Source organism: Streptomyces sp. NPDC059499 (genome assembly GCF_042749285.1).
Classification (GTDB): domain Bacteria; phylum Actinomycetota; class Actinomycetes; order Streptomycetales; family Streptomycetaceae; genus Streptomyces.
Map to the genome: position 1 here is coordinate 578,221 of NZ_JBHYTT010000003.1, position 15,648 is coordinate 593,868.

19 protein-coding genes and 1 tRNA gene are annotated in these 15,648 nt (G+C 68.0%); 8 read left to right on the top strand and 12 right to left on the bottom strand.

Translation table 11 applies throughout. The annotated features are described in order from the left end of the window. Positions 1-80: 80 nt before the first annotated feature. The 5 genes from bcp (at position 81) to ACFW9O_RS11345 (ending at position 3,786) form a co-directional block, all read left to right on the top strand. Positions 81-548: a thioredoxin-dependent thiol peroxidase gene (bcp, locus tag ACFW9O_RS11325; RefSeq protein ID WP_384607628.1), complete on the top strand. Its 468-nt coding sequence runs from the start codon at positions 81-83 to the stop codon at positions 546-548. Between the two features lie 129 nt (positions 549-677). After that, positions 678-2,174 (top strand): glycine betaine/L-proline transporter ProP, encoded by a 1,497-nt coding sequence (gene proP, locus ACFW9O_RS11330; RefSeq protein WP_384607631.1) that lies wholly within the window; start codon positions 678-680, stop codon positions 2,172-2,174. Between the two features lie 143 nt (positions 2,175-2,317). Beyond that, a complete protein-coding gene (locus ACFW9O_RS11335) occupies positions 2,318-2,977 on the top strand; it encodes an HNH endonuclease (RefSeq protein WP_384607635.1) in 660 nt (219 codons plus the stop codon). After that, positions 2,974-3,696 (top strand): HNH endonuclease, encoded by a 723-nt coding sequence (locus ACFW9O_RS11340; protein WP_384607638.1) that lies wholly within the window; start codon positions 2,974-2,976, stop codon positions 3,694-3,696. The genes ACFW9O_RS11335 and ACFW9O_RS11340 overlap by 4 nt, the downstream gene beginning before the upstream one ends. Positions 3,697-3,711: 15 nt before the next feature. Further along, positions 3,712-3,786, top strand: a tRNA-Leu gene (locus ACFW9O_RS11345). A gap of 49 nt (positions 3,787-3,835) precedes the next feature. Here the strand turns inward: ACFW9O_RS11345 and rdgB are convergent. From rdgB to ACFW9O_RS11365, 4 genes are all read right to left on the bottom strand, one after another. Next, positions 3,836-4,438, bottom strand: coding sequence for an RdgB/HAM1 family non-canonical purine NTP pyrophosphatase (rdgB, locus tag ACFW9O_RS11350; protein WP_384607641.1), 603 nt, complete (start codon positions 4,436-4,438; stop codon positions 3,836-3,838). 21 nt (positions 4,439-4,459) lie between these two features. Then, positions 4,460-4,849 carry a hypothetical protein gene (locus tag ACFW9O_RS11355; RefSeq protein ID WP_351175180.1) on the bottom strand — a complete coding sequence of 130 codons (390 nt, stop codon included), beginning with the start codon at positions 4,847-4,849 and terminating at the stop codon, positions 4,460-4,462. A gap of 102 nt (positions 4,850-4,951) precedes the next feature. Further along, the gene (gene rph, locus ACFW9O_RS11360) at positions 4,952-5,689 is read right to left on the bottom strand and encodes a ribonuclease PH (protein ID WP_351175182.1); all 738 of its coding nucleotides are present in this window, start codon (positions 5,687-5,689) and stop codon (positions 4,952-4,954) included. A gap of 149 nt (positions 5,690-5,838) precedes the next feature. Further along, a complete protein-coding gene (locus ACFW9O_RS11365) occupies positions 5,839-6,072 on the bottom strand; it encodes a glucose PTS transporter subunit EIIB (RefSeq protein WP_014156020.1) in 234 nt (77 codons plus the stop codon). Positions 6,073-6,292: 220 nt separating this feature from the next. On the opposite strand from ACFW9O_RS11365, the gene ACFW9O_RS11370 reads away from it, so the two are divergent. Together ACFW9O_RS11370 and ACFW9O_RS11375 are read left to right on the top strand one after the other, a co-directional pair. Further along, complete coding sequence (locus ACFW9O_RS11370) at positions 6,293-7,612, top strand: PTS transporter subunit EIIC (RefSeq protein WP_384607645.1); 1,320 nt, start codon at positions 6,293-6,295, stop codon at positions 7,610-7,612. A 253-nt stretch (positions 7,613-7,865) separates the two neighbouring features. Beyond that, positions 7,866-9,131 carry a PTS transporter subunit EIIC gene (locus ACFW9O_RS11375; protein WP_351175186.1) on the top strand — a complete coding sequence of 422 codons (1,266 nt, stop codon included), beginning with the start codon at positions 7,866-7,868 and terminating at the stop codon, positions 9,129-9,131. A 76-nt stretch (positions 9,132-9,207) separates the two neighbouring features. Here the strand turns inward: ACFW9O_RS11375 and ACFW9O_RS11380 are convergent, their stop codons facing one another. Continuing rightward, positions 9,208-9,960, bottom strand: coding sequence for an MBL fold metallo-hydrolase (locus ACFW9O_RS11380; protein ID WP_384607648.1), 753 nt, complete (start codon positions 9,958-9,960; stop codon positions 9,208-9,210). A 172-nt stretch (positions 9,961-10,132) separates the two neighbouring features. On the opposite strand from ACFW9O_RS11380, the gene ACFW9O_RS11385 reads away from it, so the two are divergent. Beyond that, complete coding sequence (locus ACFW9O_RS11385; protein ID WP_384607651.1) at positions 10,133-10,606, top strand: type II toxin-antitoxin system PemK/MazF family toxin; 474 nt, start codon at positions 10,133-10,135, stop codon at positions 10,604-10,606. A gap of 119 nt (positions 10,607-10,725) precedes the next feature. Here the strand turns inward: ACFW9O_RS11385 and ACFW9O_RS11390 are convergent, their stop codons facing one another. From ACFW9O_RS11390 to clpS, 7 genes are all read right to left on the bottom strand, one after another. Continuing rightward, a complete protein-coding gene (locus ACFW9O_RS11390) occupies positions 10,726-11,676 on the bottom strand; it encodes a cysteine synthase (RefSeq protein WP_351175192.1) in 951 nt (316 codons plus the stop codon). Then, complete coding sequence (locus tag ACFW9O_RS11395) at positions 11,676-11,954, bottom strand: MoaD/ThiS family protein (protein WP_329210557.1); 279 nt, start codon at positions 11,952-11,954, stop codon at positions 11,676-11,678. The genes ACFW9O_RS11390 and ACFW9O_RS11395 overlap by 1 nt, the downstream gene beginning before the upstream one ends. A 115-nt stretch (positions 11,955-12,069) precedes the next feature. Beyond that, complete coding sequence (locus ACFW9O_RS11400) at positions 12,070-12,183, bottom strand: putative leader peptide (protein ID WP_351175194.1); 114 nt, start codon at positions 12,181-12,183, stop codon at positions 12,070-12,072. A gap of 121 nt (positions 12,184-12,304) precedes the next feature. Beyond that, on the bottom strand, positions 12,305-12,739 hold the full coding sequence (locus ACFW9O_RS11405; protein WP_384607653.1) for a Mov34/MPN/PAD-1 family protein: 435 nt from the start codon (positions 12,737-12,739) through the stop codon (positions 12,305-12,307). A 111-nt stretch (positions 12,740-12,850) separates the two neighbouring features. After that, positions 12,851-14,284, bottom strand: coding sequence for an amino acid permease (locus ACFW9O_RS11410; protein WP_351180644.1), 1,434 nt, complete (start codon positions 14,282-14,284; stop codon positions 12,851-12,853). A 422-nt stretch (positions 14,285-14,706) separates the two neighbouring features. Then, the gene (locus ACFW9O_RS11415) at positions 14,707-15,294 is read right to left on the bottom strand and encodes a DUF2017 domain-containing protein (RefSeq protein ID WP_351180647.1); all 588 of its coding nucleotides are present in this window, start codon (positions 15,292-15,294) and stop codon (positions 14,707-14,709) included. A 43-nt stretch (positions 15,295-15,337) separates the two neighbouring features. Next, positions 15,338-15,646 (bottom strand): ATP-dependent Clp protease adapter ClpS, encoded by a 309-nt coding sequence (gene clpS / locus ACFW9O_RS11420; RefSeq protein WP_031100168.1) that lies wholly within the window; start codon positions 15,644-15,646, stop codon positions 15,338-15,340. Positions 15,647-15,648 lie beyond the last annotated feature (2 nt).

A 15,648-nucleotide genomic window follows, 5' to 3' on the forward strand; every position in this document is an offset into this window, starting at 1 on the left:
CAGCTCGACCGCCCCTACACCCGGCGGCACCCCCTATTACGCTCGGTGCCACACACCCCGCGTGCCACTCGAGGAGAAACATGAGCGAGCGACTCCAGACCGGCGACACCGCCCCCGCCTTCACCCTTCCGGACGCCGACGGCAACGAGGTCTCGCTCGCGGACCACAAGGGCCGCAAGGTCATCGTCTACTTCTACCCCGCCGCGCTTACCCCCGGCTGCACCAAGCAGGCCTGCGACTTCACCGACAACCTGGAACTCCTCACGGGGGCCGGATACGACGTCATCGGCGTGTCGCCCGACAAGCCGGAGAAGCTCGCCAAGTTCCGCGAGAAGGAGAACCTCAAGGTCACCCTCGTCGGAGACCCCTCCAAGGAGACCCTTGAGGCGTACGGCGCCTACGGCGAGAAGAAGCTCTACGGCAAAGTGGTGACGGGCGTCATCAGGTCGACGATCGTCGTCGACGAGGAGGGCAAAGTGGAGCGCGCCCTCTACAACGTCAAGGCGACCGGCCACGTAGCGAAGATCATCAAAGATCTCGGCATCTGACCGGGTTCCACCCCACCACCCGGCCGGGAACATGTGAGCGACGTCGCATTCGGCCATTGATTCGGTTTGCAACCGCCATGACCGCGCAGAAGCCTTTCCTGGAACACCTCTCGAGGAAAGGAACCGGCCATGGCGGCCCCCGACCCCCACCAGGCGGCCGACCCGGACGCGGTCAAACGCCACCCCGCGCTCTTCCGCGCCATCAGGAAGCGCAAGAACCCCCGGCTCCGTCGGACCGACATCACCGTCACCGACGACCAGGCGGTCAAGCGCGCGGTGAAAGCGGCATCGCTCGGTAACGCCATGGAGTGGTTCGACTTCGGTATCTACTCCTACCTCGCCGTCACCATCGGACATGTCTTCTTCCCTTCCGGGAACGACACCACCCAGCTCCTCTCCTCCTTCGCGACCTTCGCCGTGGCCTTCCTCGTTCGGCCACTCGGGGGAATGTTCTTCGGACCCATGGGCGACAAGATCGGCCGGAAGAAGGTCCTCGCCCTCACCATGATCCTCATGGCGATCGGCACCTTCGCGATCGGCGTCATCCCCTCCCACGACACGATCGGACTCTGGGCCCCCGCCCTGCTGATCCTCTTCCGGATGCTCCAGGGCTTCTCCACCGGCGGCGAGTACGGCGGCGCCTCCACGTTCATCGCCGAGTACGCCCCCGACAAGCGCCGCGGCTTCTTCGGCAGCTTCCTCGAATTCGGCACACTCGCCGGATACGTCGGCGCCGCCGGGCTGGTCACCGCCCTGTACGCCCTCCTGGACACCGGACAGATGGAGTCCTGGGGCTGGCGCATCCCGTTCCTCGTCGCCGGACCCCTCGGCCTCGTCGGCCTCTACCTGCGACTGCGCCTGGACGAGACCCCCGCGTTCCAGAAGCTGGAGGGCGGCACCGCCCACGCCACGGAGGCCGCCGACCACGTCGAGTCCACCGCCAAGGGCGACCTCGCCAAGATCTTCCGCCAGTACTGGCCGACGCTGATCCTCTGCATCGCCCTGGTCGGCGCGTACAACATCACCGACTACATGCTGCTGTCGTACATGCCGACGTACCTCTCCGACGAACTCGGCTACAGCGAGACCCACGGCCTGCTCATCCTGCTCGCCGTCATGGTCTTCCTGATGCTGGTCATCAGCCGGTTCGGCAAGCTCTCCGACCGCTTCGGCCGCAAACCGCTCCTGATGGCCGGCATGCTCGGGTTCCTCTTCCTGTCCCTGCCGTCCTTCCTCCTGATCCGCCAGGGCAGCATCCCGGCGATCACCATCGGCATGCTGATGATGGGCCTCTCCCTCGTCTGCATGCTGGGCACGATGTCCGCCGCGCTCCCGGCCCTGTTCCCGACCAACGTGCGCTACGGCTCCCTGTCGGTCGGCTACAACATCTCGGCCTCGCTCTTCGGCGGCACGACCCCGCTGGTGATCACGGCCCTGATCAGCTGGACCGGCTCGAACCTGATGCCCGCGTACTACGCGATGGCGGCGGCACTGGTGGGCGTGATCGCGGTGGCCTGCATGAAGGAAACCGCCAACCAGCCGCTGGCCGGCTCCCCGCCTTCCGTGGAGACGGCGGAGGAGGCGGCGGAACTGGTCCACGCACAGAGCCCGGACCCGAAGTTCTGACGCACGTTCCTCACGGAAGGGCCCGTACCGCACGAAGTGGTACGGACCCTTCCGCATCTCATCGCATTACGGACGTGACCATCCGATTAACGGTTCGTTGCTCCGTACGAGGCCGCGAACGCGCGGCCGGATACGGAGGGGACATGCCGGCAAGCCCGTACACACGCGAGCGCCTCACGGAGGCGGCCTCGTCGTCACGGACGCTTTCGGAGGCACTGACAAAGCTCGGGGTCGACCCGAAGAGTTCGACACGGCGCTATCTCCTCGACCGCATGCGAAAACTCGGCGTGGGCACTAGCCATTTCGAGAGCGAAGGCGTGCGCTGGACAAAGGAAGTCCTTCAGGGGGCCGTCGCGTCGTCGACCAGCATGTGCGAAGTACTGCGTCGACTCGGCCTTGAGGTGGTGGGGGGTCAACACACTCACATCAGCCGCCGCGTCAAGGCACTGGGGATCGACACGTCGCACTTCGTGGCACCGCCGAGGAAAGGCGAGGTGCGCCGTCGGCGTCCGGAGGAACTGCTGGTCGACCAAAGCCAGACCCTCGCACGCCGCGTACCTGGCGAGCGACTCAAGCGCGCCATGATCACTATGGGTGCCTCCGAGCACTGCGCCCGGTGCGGCACAGGTCCCATCTGGCGGGACCGGCCTCTGCCACTCGAGGTCGATCACATCGATGGCAATTGGCGAAACAATCAACAGCAAAATCTTCGGCTGCTCTGTCCCAACTGCCACTCGACGACCGACACGTATCGAGGTCGCGGCAAAGGGCGTCGCACCTCGGAGCGGGGTGACGGTCGATGAGCACCGGCAGCTACTACACACGGGAGCGGCTGGCCGAGGCGGCCAGTAAGTGCGCCAACATCCAAGAGGTCATCGCCTTCCTGGGCACCCGCCCGTACGGCCGGCTCAGCCGTTACCTGTTCGATCGCTTCGAGCATTTCGGGATCGATGTGTCCCACCTCCCCCGCCGCGCCTACCGCAGGGCCGGGAAACGGCCCTCCCCCACAGAACTCGCAGAGGCCGTCGCCGCTGCCGTTTCCATCGCCGACACGCTCAGGCGACTGGGCCGGACGGACAACACGAGCCAGCGGAAAGACTTGCGCGCCTGGATCTCCGAGGACGGGCTCACCACCGCACACTTCCTGGGTCAGGGACATCAGAGGGGACAGATCGGAACCACCCCGGCGAAGGCTGCCGAACAGATTCTGGTGAAGCACGACGGCAAGCGCCGCACGAAGACAGCGCTACTGCGCCGCGCGCTGCGGGAAGTCGGCCTCCCGGAGGAGTGCGCCGAGTGCGGAACCGGCGCAGCCTGGCTGGGCGAGCCCATGACACTTGAGGTGGATCACATCAACGGCGACTGGAGCGACGACCGCAGGGAGAATCTCCGCCTGCTGTGCCCGAACTGTCACGCTGTCACCCGCACATGGTGCAGAGGCGGCAATAAGCACACGCCCTCTGACATGCGCCGGGAAGCCGCTTCCCCGGACCCACTGCCCTCGCTTCACAGAGGGCAGTAAGCTAAGGGCTGCTACGCGCCTGTACGCCATCTGGTTTGAGCGGCGATCTTTAGGTGGTCGTGTATGTCGGTTCGAATCCGATCGGGCGCACCCAGCACGGCGATGCCCGGTCCCTTCCGAGGGGCCGGGCATCGTTGCGTCAGCCCACCAGCTCCCGCACCACCGGCACCAGCGCCCGGAACGCCTTGCCGCGGTGGCTGATCGCGTTCTTCTCCGCGGGTGAGAGCTCCGCGCAGGTCCGGGTCTCGCCGTCCGGCTGGAGGATCGGGTCGTAGCCGAAGCCGTTCGTACCCGCGGGGGTGTGGCGCAGGGTGCCCGTCAGGCGGCCCTCGACCACGCGTTCCGTGCCGTCAGGGAGGGCCAGGGCGGCCGCGCACGCGAAGTAGGCGGTGCGATGGGGGGCGTCGATGTCGCCGAGCTGGGCCAGGAGCAGGTCCAGGTTGGCGCGGTCGTCGCCGTGGGTCCCGGACCAGCGGGCCGAGAAGATTCCGGGGGCGCCGCCGAGTACGTCGACGCAGAGGCCGGAGTCATCGGCGATGGCCGGGTGGCCGGTGGCGCGGGCCAGGGCGTGGGCCTTGAGGAGGGCGTTCTCGGCGAAGGTGACGCCGGTTTCCTTGACGTCGGGGATCTCGGGGTACGCGTCCGCGCCGACGAGGTCGTGGGTGAGACCCGCGTCGGCGAGGATCGCGTGGAGTTCGGTGATTTTCCCGGCGTTGCGGGTGGCGAGGATCAGGCGCGTCATGCGTCGATTATCGCCGCACGGTCACGGGGAGCAGACCTTGCCGATCTCACTCGCGGCATCGGTGACCGGGGTGATGTCGGGGGTGGCGTCGCCCTTCTCGATGGAGCCGCGGACGCTGGTGACGCCTGCCTGGAGGTCGTCGACCGCCTTGCTGAGGTCGGCGTTGTCCGTGGTGTCGCCGAGGTTCTTGAGCTCCTTGTCGATCTCGTCCAGGGCCTCGGAGGCCTGCGTCGGGTCGTTGGAGGCGTTGGAGATGGCCTGCTGGAGGTTGTTGACGCTGGTGGCGATGGCGTCGGCGGTGCGGACGCAGTCCAGGGCCTTGTCAACGGCTCCGCAGCCGACGGCTGCGGTGAGGGTGAGCAGAGTGGCCGTGACGGCGAGTGCGGTGCGGTGGTGGCGGCGCGAGGCCATGGAGCGGTCCCTCCCCGGGGGTTGATACGTGGACGGACGCACGGTTCGACCCGTGCGCCCGTATCCGTTACGACGCTGTGTGGTGCGTACTTGGTTGCTTCTTTACTCGCCGAGGGTACGCGCGAGTGCCGCTTCCTGGATCTTCGTCAGATCGGCGCAGCCGCCCGTGGCGAGGTCGAGGAGGGCGTTGAGTTCGGCGCGGTCGAAGGGCTCGGCCTCGGCGGTGCCCTGGACCTCGACGAAGCGGCCGTCGCCGGTGCAGACGACGTTCATGTCGGTCTCGGCGCGGACGTCCTCCTCGTAGCAGAGGTCGAGGAGGGGGGTGCCGTCGACGATGCCGACGCTGATCGCGGCGACGGTGCCGGTGAGCGGCTTGCGGCCGGGCTTGATGATCTTCTTGCCCTGGGCCCAGGTGATGGCGTCGGCGAGGGCGACGTAGGCGCCGGTGATGGCGGCGGTGCGGGTGCCGCCGTCGGCCTGGAGGACGTCGCAGTCCAGGACGATCGTGTTTTCGCCGAGGGCCTTGTAGTCGATGACCGCGCGCAGGGAGCGGCCGATGAGGCGGCTGATCTCGTGGGTGCGGCCGCCGATCTTGCCGCGTACGGATTCGCGGTCGCCGCGGGTGTTGGTGGAGCGGGGCAGCATGGAGTACTCGGCGGTGACCCAGCCTTCGCCGCTGCCCTTGCGCCAGCGCGGGACGCCTTCGGTGACGGAGGCGGTGCAGAAGACCTTGGTGTCGCCGAAGGAGATGAGTACGGAGCCTTCGGCGTGCTTGCTCCATCCGCGTTCGATGGTGACGGGGCGGAGCTGTTCGGGGGTGCGGCCGTCGATGCGAGACATGGCGCCGAGCCTATCGGCTGCCGGGGGTGGCTCCGTTCGGGTGCACCGCAGGCCCCGCTCCGGGGCCGTCGGGGGCCGGGGTGGCGGGGCCTGCGGGGTGCGGCGCGGACCTGGGTGGGCCGGCCGGGGCCGGCCGGGGGGTCAGCCGGTCACATCATGTCTTCGATGTCGGCGGCGATGGGGTCGGCGTCGGTGCCGATGACGACCTGGATCGCGGTGCCCATCTTGACGACGCCGTGGGCGCCGGCGGCCTTCAGTGCGGCTTCGTCGACCTTGCTGGGGTCGTGGACCTCGGTGCGGAGGCGGGTGATGCAGCCTTCGATCTCGTCGATGTTCTCGATACCGCCGAGGCCGGCGACGATCTTCTCAGCCTTGCTGGCCATGTCCTTCTCCCTGGTCTGTGCGTGTGGGGGCGGCCCACCGTGGGTCCGTTTCGTCACGGTAACGCACGGTTGGCCCAACTTCACGGGCGGGTAACCGCACTGTCCTCAATGATGACGATCACCGGTGCCCTGCCTTCCGGGCGGGCTCCGCACCGTATCGCAACTGGTCTACACCAGTTTGCAACGACCGCCGAACCTGGCGTGTTCCAGGAGGATGCCGATGAGCTCCAGCAGCGCAGCAGGCGCAGCAGTGCCGCAGAAGAAGTGGTGGAACAGCGCCTTCCAAGGGCTGCAGAAGATGGGTCGCAGCCTTCAGCTGCCGATCGCCGTCCTCCCGGCGGCGGGCATCCTCAACAGGCTCGGCCAGCCGGACGTCTTCGGCGACGACGGCCTCGGCTGGACGAACATCGCCAAGGTCTTCGCGGCGGCGGGCGGTGCCCTGCTGGACTCCGGGCTCGGCCTGCCGTTGCTCTTCTGTGTCGGTGTCGCGATCGGGATGGCGAAGAAGGCGGACGGCTCGACCGCGCTCGCGGCCGTTACGGGGTTCCTCGTCTACTACGCGGTCCTGCACGCGTTCCCGGTCGACTGTGCGGAGGGTTCGGACTTCGCCGGGGCAGGCACGTGGGGCGGCGTCTGTGTCGCCGACGACACCACCGTGACCGCGGCCGCCTACCAGAACCCCGGGGTGTTCGGCGGCATCGTGCTGGGGCTGCTGTCGGCCTGGTTCTGGCAGCGGTACCACCGGGTCAAGCTGGTCGACTGGCTGGGCTTCTTCAACGGCCGCCGGCTCGTCCCGATCATCATGGCGTTCATCGGCCTGCTCTTCGCAAGCCTGTGCGCCTGGCTGTGGCAGCCGGTCGGTGACGGCCTGACCAGCTTCTCCGAGTGGCTCGTGGACCTGGACTGGCTGGGCTCGGGCATCTTCGGTATCGCCAACCGCGCCCTGCTCGTCTTCGGTCTGCACCAGTTCCTGAACACGTTCGTCTGGTTCCAGTTCGGCGACTACACGAAGCCTGACGGCACGGTCGTGCACGGTGACATCAACCGGTTCCTGGCGGGCGACCCGACGGCCGGCCAGTTCACCACGGGCTTCTTCCCGATCATGATGTTCGCGCTTCCGGCGGCGGCGCTGGCGATCACGCACTGCGCGAAGCCGCACCGGCGCAAGGCGGTCGGCGGCCTGATGGTCTCGGTCGGCCTGACGTCGTTCGTCACGGGCATCACCGAACCGATCGAGTACTCGTTCCTCTTCGTCGCACCCCTGCTGTACGTGATCCACGCGTTCCTCACCGGCGTCTCGATGTCGGTGACCTGGGCGCTGGGGACGAAGGACGGCTTCAGTTTCTCGGCGGGTCTGATCGACTACGTCATCAACTGGAGCCTGGCGACCAAACCATGGCTGATCATTCCGATCGGGCTGGCCTTCGCGGTCGTCTACTACGTGATCTTCCGGTTCGCGATCACGAAGTTCAACCTCCAGACGCCGGGGCGGGAGCCCGACGAGCTGGAGGAACAGATCGAGAAGGATCTCACCAAGTAGCCCCCGCCGGGCTTCGGACCCGGCTCGGTACGGCCCTCGGACCTGCTGGTCCGGGGGCCTTTTCGTGTCACCCAGGGTGGTGGCCGAACTACTGCACAAATTGAAGGTTCCTTATCTAACCCTCACCGTGCTAAAACTGGTCTACACCACTGAGTGGTCCAGACCACGCGGCTGTTTCTGCCGCCGCGTTCCTCGAGTCGTCGCCTCCCCGGTATCCGTCCCAGGCGACGCCTTGCCATACCGGAGGAAGTTCATGAGTACGGACACCGCTGCCCCGGCGGCTCCCGCGAAGAAGCGGGGCGCCGGCGTGTTCCAGGGCCTTCAGAAGATCGGGCGCAGCCTCCAGCTGCCGATCGCCGTCCTGCCTGCGGCGGGCATCCTGCTCCGCCTCGGCCAGCCCGATGTCTTCGGGGCGGAGGGCCTCGGCTGGGGCAAGGTCGCCACGGTCTTCGCGACCGCCGGTGACGCGGTCTTCGCCAACCTGCCGCTGCTGTTCTGCGTCGGTATAGCCATCGGCTTCGCCAAGAAGGCCGACGGCTCCACCGCACTCGCCGCCCTGGTCGGCTTCCTGGTCTACAAGAACGTGCTGACCGCGTTCCCGACCTCCGACGCCGTCGTGAACACCACGGCCAACAAGGGTGTCGACGTCGCTGCGACGTACAACGACCCCAAGGTCTTCGGCGGCATCATCATGGGCCTCCTGGCCGCCGTCATCTGGCAGCGCTACCACCGCACCAAGCTGGTGGACTGGCTCGGCTTCTTCAACGGCCGCCGTCTCGTCCCGATCATCATGGCCTTCGTGGGCACCGTCATGGGTGTTCTCTTCGGTCTGCTCTGGGAGCCGATCGGTGACCTCATCACCAACTTCGGTGAGTGGATGACCGGCCTGGGCGCCGTCGGCGCCGGCATCTTCGGTGTCGTCAACCGTGCGCTGCTGCCGGTCGGCATGCACCAGTTCGTGAACACGGTGGCCTGGCAGGAGATCGGTTCCTTCAAGGACTCCGCGGGTGGGATGTGGCACGGCGACCTGCCGCGCTTCTTCCACGGTGACCCCTCGGCCGGTCAGTTCATGTCGGGCTTCTTCCCGATCATGATGTTCGCGCTGCCTGCCGCCGCCCTGGCGATCACGCACTGCGCCCGCCCCGAGCGGCGCAAGGCCGTCGGCGGCATGATGATGTCCCTGGCGCTGACCTCGTTCGTCACCGGCATCACGGAGCCGATCGAGTTCGCGTTCATGTTCATCGCGCCGCTGCTGTACGTCATCCACGCGGTGCTGACCGCCGTGTCGATGGCCGTCACGTGGGGCCTGGGCGTGCACCACGGCTTCAGCTTCTCCGCCGGTGCGATCGACTACTTCCTGAACTGGAACCTGGCGACGAAGCCGTGGATGATCATCCCCATCGGTCTGGTCTTCGCGGTGATCTACTACGCGGTCTTCCGCTTCGCCATCACGAAGTTCAACCTCACCACCCCGGGCCGTGAGCCCGAGGAAGAGGTCGAGGACCTCACCAAGGCATAAGCCCTGGCAGGCACACGATGAAGCCCCCACCTCCCGCGCCGGGAGGTGGGGGCTTCATCGTGCGTGGGGCCGGGGATCAGACCTCGTACACCGCCCCCGGAACGGCCAGCTCGACCGGGCCGTCGTAGACCTCGCGGGCGTCGGCGAGGTTGCGTTCCGCGTCGGTCCACGGCGGGATGTGGGTGAGGACGAGCCGTCCCGCTCCGGCGGCTGCGGCGTACTCGCCGGCTTCGCGGCCGTTGAGGTGGAGGTCCGGGATGTCTTCCTTGCCGTCGACGAACGACGCCTCGCAGAGGAACAGGTCCGCGCCCTCGGCGAGTTCGGCCAGGGCGTCGCAGGTGCCCGTGTCCCCGGAGTACGCGAGCGCGCGGCCGTCGTGCTCGACGCGGATGCCGAAGGCGTCGACGGGGTGGCGGAGCTTCTCCGTACGGACGGAGAAGGGGCCGATCTCGAACGAGCCGGACTTGAGCGTGTGGAAGTCGAAGACTTCGCCCATCGCGTGGTCGGACGGAGTGTCGGCGTGCGCGGTGGTCAGGCGCTGCTCGGTTCCCTCGGGGCCGTACACGGGGATGGAGGCGGGCCGTCCCCCGTCGTTCGGGTAGTAGCGGACGACGAAGTACGCGCACATGTCGATGCAGTGATCGGCATGGAGATGACTGAGGAAGATGGCGTCGAGGTCGTAGAGACCGACATGGCGCTGCAGCTCGCCGAGGGCGCCGTTGCCCATGTCGAGGAGCAGCCGGAAGCCGTCGGCCTCTACGAGGTAGCTCGAGCATGCCGAACCCGCGGACGGGAACGAGCCGGAGCAGCCGACGACGGTGAGCTTCATGGAGCGTGAACCTCCGAGACGTGGGAACGGGGAGGGTTCGTGCGGTGCGTCGAGCGTAAGGCGCGAAACCGCTGGTCGCTCCTCCGCAGCCTGCCGTTGTGGGGGAACTCACCTGTGCTGTCACCGGTTCGATGGAAGCCCGCGTGTCTCCGGGCGCCGGTACGGTCGGGATATGAACACGTGGTGGTGGGTGGCGCTGGCCGCCGTTGTCCTGCTCGCTCTCGTCGTGACGGTCACCGATGCGCGGGGGCGCGGTGGCCGCGGGCCGCGTCGTCCGGGTGGGCGGACCCGGCCGCCGGGGCGGGCGCCGGAGCGGGAGCGGCGGCCCCGGCCGGACGCGGTGCCGCGGCCCGGGGAGATCTGGTGGGCGGAGGTGCCGTACGAGGACGGGCCCGGGTCGAAGGACCGGCCGTGTCTGGTGCTGTCGGTACGGGGTGGCACGGCGGTCGTCGCCAAGATCACCAGTAAGCATCACGAGGAGCGGCCGGGGGTGATCGCGCTGCCGCCGGGGGCGGTGGGCGACGCACGGGGGCGGCGGAGCTTCCTGGAGACGGACGAGCTGCGTGATGTGGCGGTGTCGGGGTTCCGCAGGAAGGCGGGCGAGGTGGACCCGGGGGTGTGGGGGCGGGTGCGCGGGCTGGGGTGAGGCCGGGTGCGTGCGGGGTCTGCCCCCCGGCATGGTCTTCCCCCCGACATGCCTGAGCGCCGGAAACGGGCTGGGGATTCCAGCCCGTTTCCGGCGCTCAGGGGATACCGGCCGGGCGGCTACGCCCAGAGCTGGCCGTGCAGGGTTTCGATGGCGGCCTCCGTCGTGGGGGCCGTGTAGACGCCTGTCGAAAGGTACTTCCAGCCGCCGTCCGCGACGACGAAGGCGATGTCGGCCTGCTCCCCCGCCTTGACGGCCTTGTTGCCGACGCCGATCGCCGCGTGGAGGGCGGCGCCGGTGGAGACGCCCGCGAAGATGCCCTCCTGCTGGAGGAGTTCGCGGGTGCGGGTGACGGCGTCGGCGGAGCCGACGGAGAAGCGGGTGGTGAGGACGGACGCGTCGTAGAGCTCGGGGACGAAGCCCTCGTCGAGGTTGCGCAGGCCGTACACGAGGTCGTCGTAGCGCGGCTCGGCGGCGACGATCTTGACGTCCGGCTTGTGCTCCCGCAGGTAGCGGCCCACTCCCATGAGCGTGCCGGTGGTGCCGAGGCCCGCCACGAAGTGCGTGATGGACGGGAGGTCGGTGAGGATCTCCGGGCCGGTGGTGGCGTAGTGGGCGCCCGCGTTGTCCGGGTTGCCGTACTGGTAGAGCATCACCCAGTCGGGGTGCTCGGCCGCGAGTCCCTTGGCGACGCGGACGGCCGTGTTGGAGCCGCCCGCCGCCGGGGAGGAGATGATCTCGGCGCCCCACATGGCGAGGAGGTCGCGCCGCTCCTGCGAGGTGTTCTCCGGCATGACGCAGACGATGCGGTAGCCCTTGAGCTTGGCCGCCATGGCGAGCGAGATGCCGGTGTTGCCGCTGGTCGGCTCCAGGATGGTGCAGCCGGGCGTCAGGCGGCCGTCCTTCTCCGCCTGCTCGACCATGTGGAGCGCGGGGCGGTCCTTGATCGAGCCGGTCGGGTTCCGGTCCTCCAGCTTGGCCCAGATACGGACGTCCTCGGACGGGGACAGCCGCGGCAGGCGGACCAGGGGCGTGTTGCCCACGGCCGCCAGCGGGGAGTCGTACCTCATCAGCGCATGCCGCCGGCGACGGCCGGGAGGATGGTGACGTTGTCGCCGTCGGCGAGCTTGGTGGAGATGCCGTCGAGGAAGCGGACGTCCTCGTCGTTGAGGTAGACGTTCACGAAGCGGCGGAGCTGGCCGCCGTCGACGATGCGCTCACGGATGCCGTTGTGGCGGCTCTCCAGGTCGGCGAAGAGGTCGGCGAGGGTCTCCCCGCTGCCTTCGACCGCCTTGGCGCCGTCGGTGTAGGTGCGGAGGATGGTCGGGATGCGGACCTCGATGGCCATGGCGTGGGCTCCTGTCGAAAGCGGGGAGTGGCGTGGGGCGCGCGTTTGTGCCCCCGCGCTGGGGGTGGTGCGTCTGTGGTGGCGCTCGGGGCCGCGGCTCAGGCCGTCGGGCGGCTCACGGGCAGGCCGCAGCGGGACAGATCGCGCTGCACAGCCTGCACAGGTCGACGTGCAGCCGCGCGACGAGCAGCATGCCCGGCGTCTTGTCGCTCACGTCATGGGGAACCATGCGGTCATCGTATCGATTCCCGACCGGGAATCCGGAGTGTGATCCCACATCGTGGATGGTGAGCGTTCGCCATGTGGACAAGGGGCTGGGGCGGTGCTCCTGGCACCGCCCCAGGGGGAGCTCAGGGAGCCGGGGCGTACGCCTCGACGACCTCGACGTCCTCCTCCGTGATCTCGCCTTCCACGATGCGGTACGAGCGGAACTGGAAGGGGCCCGACCCGTCGGCGTCCGCGGTGGAGACCAGGACGTAGTGGGCGCCCGGTTCGTTGGCGTACGTGACGTCGGTACGGGAGGGGTAGGCCTCGGTCGCCGTGTGCGAGTGGTAGATGATCACCGGCTCCTCGTCCCGGTCGTCCATCTCGCGGTAGAGCTTCAGCAGGTCCGTCGAGTCGAATTCGTAGAACGTGGGCGAGCGTGCGGCGTTGAGCATGGGGATGAAGCGTTCCGCGCGGCCCGTTCCGGCCGGTCCCGCGACCACGCCGCACGCCTCGTCGGGGTGGTCGGCGCGGGAGTGCGCGACGATCTGGTCGTAGAGCGCCTGGGTAAGGGTCAGCATGGCGCCAGGATAAGCAGACGGGCCCCCGCGTACCGAGGAGCGGTACGCAGGGGCCCGGATGCTGGACGGGCCGTTGGGGCAGCCGATGTCCTGGGGTTACCTTCGCGCAGGTCAGCGCTTTGCGAAGGAGGTGTTCTCGGGATTGCGGGACTTGAGCACCAGATACGAGACGCCCAGGATGAGGCCCCACAGCGGTGCGCAGTACAGCGAGATCCGGGCGTCCTTGTCGACGGCCATCATCACGATCACCAGGCCGATGAAGGCGAGCGCGAACCAGCTGCTGAACGGGGCACCGGGAGCCTTGAAGGTGGACTGCGGCAGTTCGCCGCGGTCGGCCTTGGCGCGGTAGCGGAGCTGGCAGACGAGGATCATGATCCAGGCCCACATGCCGGAGATGGTCGCGAAGGAGACGACGTAGTTGAACGCCTCGCCCGGCCACTGGTAGTTGATCCACACGCCGACGAGCATCAGCCCGGCCGAGAAGGTGGTCCCGACGAGCGGGAGGCCGTTCTTCGTCAGCTTGGTGAAGGACTTCGGTCCCTGACCGTTGAGCGCGAGGTCCCGCAGCATGCGTCCGGTGGAGTACATGCCGGAGTTGCAGGAGGAGAGCGCGGCGGTGAGGACCACGAAGTTGACGATCGCGGCGCCGACGCCGAGGCCCATCTGCTCGAACGCGGCGACGAACGGGGAGACGCCCGGCTCGAACGTGCTCCACGGCACCACGGACAGGATCATGATCAGCGCGCCGACGTAGAAAACGGCGATGCGCCACGGCACGGTGTTGATGGCCTTGGGGAGAACGGTCTTGGGGTCCTTGGACTCGCCGGCGGTGACACCGACCAGCTCGACCGCGAGGAAGGCGAACATCACGATCTGGAGGGTCATCAGCGTGCCGCCGATGCCTTCGGGGAAGAAGCCGCCGTCGTTCCACAGGTTGGCCACGGTCGCGGTGTCCCCGGCGTCGGAGAAGCCGATCGTGAGGACTCCGGCACAGATGAGGATCATGCCGACGATAGCGGTGACCTTGACCATCGAGAACCAGAACTCGAGCTCACCGAAGAGCTTCACCGAGATCAGGTTCGCGCCGTACAGAATGATGGTGAACACCAGCGCGGACAGCCATTGCGGGATATCCCACCAGTACGTCATATAGGTGGCCGCCGCGGTGACTTCGGTGATTCCGGTGACCACCCAGAACAGCCAGTACGTCCAGCCGGTCACGAATCCGAAGAAGGGGCCGAGGAATTCGCGTGCGTACTCCGAGAAGGAGCCGGATACCGGGCGGTACATGAGGAGTTCGCCCAGGGCCCGCATGATGAAGAAGATGACCAGACCCGCGATGGCGTACGCCAGGATCAGACTGGGCCCTGCCCGGTCGATGGCCTTGCCGGCGCCGAGGAAGAGCCCCGTGCCGATGGCGCCGCCGATGGCGATCATCTGGATCTGCCGGGCTCCCAGACCACGCTGGTAGCCCTCACCCGTCGTAACCGTGTCCACGGCCTGGCGGCCGGGCTGTCCCTTGTCGTCGACCTGCGCCGATGTCATGGTGTTGCGCCTTTCTCCACGCTGATCCGCGCCCTCGTAGGCGTCGGATCAGGTCCTGATCCCCCCGGATATGGATGGAGTGCCGCCGGCGTTCGGCCGGCTTGTAGCGCCCCCGGGGACAGGGGTGGCGTCCCCGGGCGGTCGTGAAGATTTATCACGGGCGCCCGGGCGAGCCATCGGACATTATGTGGCGCACGCCACAGGAAAAAGCGGACAAGGGTTTCCAGCCGCTGCAAAGAAGGCTATTCAGGTGACGGGATCGTTATTCGGATTTGAGCATCCGTTGAGCGAACGGGGCACGGCCGGAACAAGGCCGCCGGAAGGCGGCCGCATGAGGAGGACCGCCCGGGTTCGGCCGCCCGGAACACAGCTCCGGACACGGCACCGGCGCGGCACCGGACACGGCACCGGCACGGAACGCCTCAGTGAGGCATCAGCGTTTCGACGAGCGTTTCCTGGAGGGCGCCCAGCCAGAGATAGGCCATCACCATCGGCTTGCGCGGATCGCTGTCGGGAAGGCGGTAGAGCGAGCCGTCCTGCCCCTCGTCCTCGTCGGACACCTCCAGACGGGTGCCGATCGTCAGCCTGAGGTCGTTGAGGGAGCCCAGCCAGCTGCGGCACTCGTCGGCGGTGAGGGTGAGCACCGCGCCGCCGTCCCCGGTCGGCGTGAGCGCGTCGAGCGTCCGCACGACGAGGAGGGCGTCCTCGCGCTTGCGGGTGCGCAGGTCGTTCTCGGTGAAGCGGCGGAACTCCGCGGACGCCTCGCGCAGTTCCTTGTCCTCGTCCCCGTACGCCTCCGGGAAGAGCCTGGCGAGGGCCGGGTCGGTGGGCGGTTCGCTCGGGCCCTCGGCGAAGAGGGAGGCGAGCGGGTCCTCGCCGTCGGCGGGTTCGTCGCCGGGGCCGACCAGTTCCAGGAGCTGGACGGCGAGGGAGCGCAGGATCGCGATCTCGACCTCGTCGAGAGCGACGGCCGCGCCGCCGCCGGGGGTGGCCTCGAAATGGCCGGCCATGGGTTCTCCGATGGATGGGTCGGGCGGAGGGACAGCGGTCAGGTCAGTTGCGGTCCTGGGTCAGCGTGGCCCAGAGCCCGTAGCCGTGCATGGCCTGGACGTCGCGCTCCATCTCCTCGCGGCTGCCGCTGGAGACGACCGCGCGGCCCTTCTGATGGACGTCCAGCATCAACTTGTGCGCCTTGTCCTTGGAGTAGCCGAAGTAGGCCTGGAAGACATACGTCACATAGCTCATGAGGTTGACCGGGTCGTTGTGCACCAGCGTCACCCAGGGGACATCGGGCTCGGGGACGGCGAAGGTCTCCTCGGCCGATTCGGGACGTTCGATCTCTACGGGGGCAGCAACGCTCACCT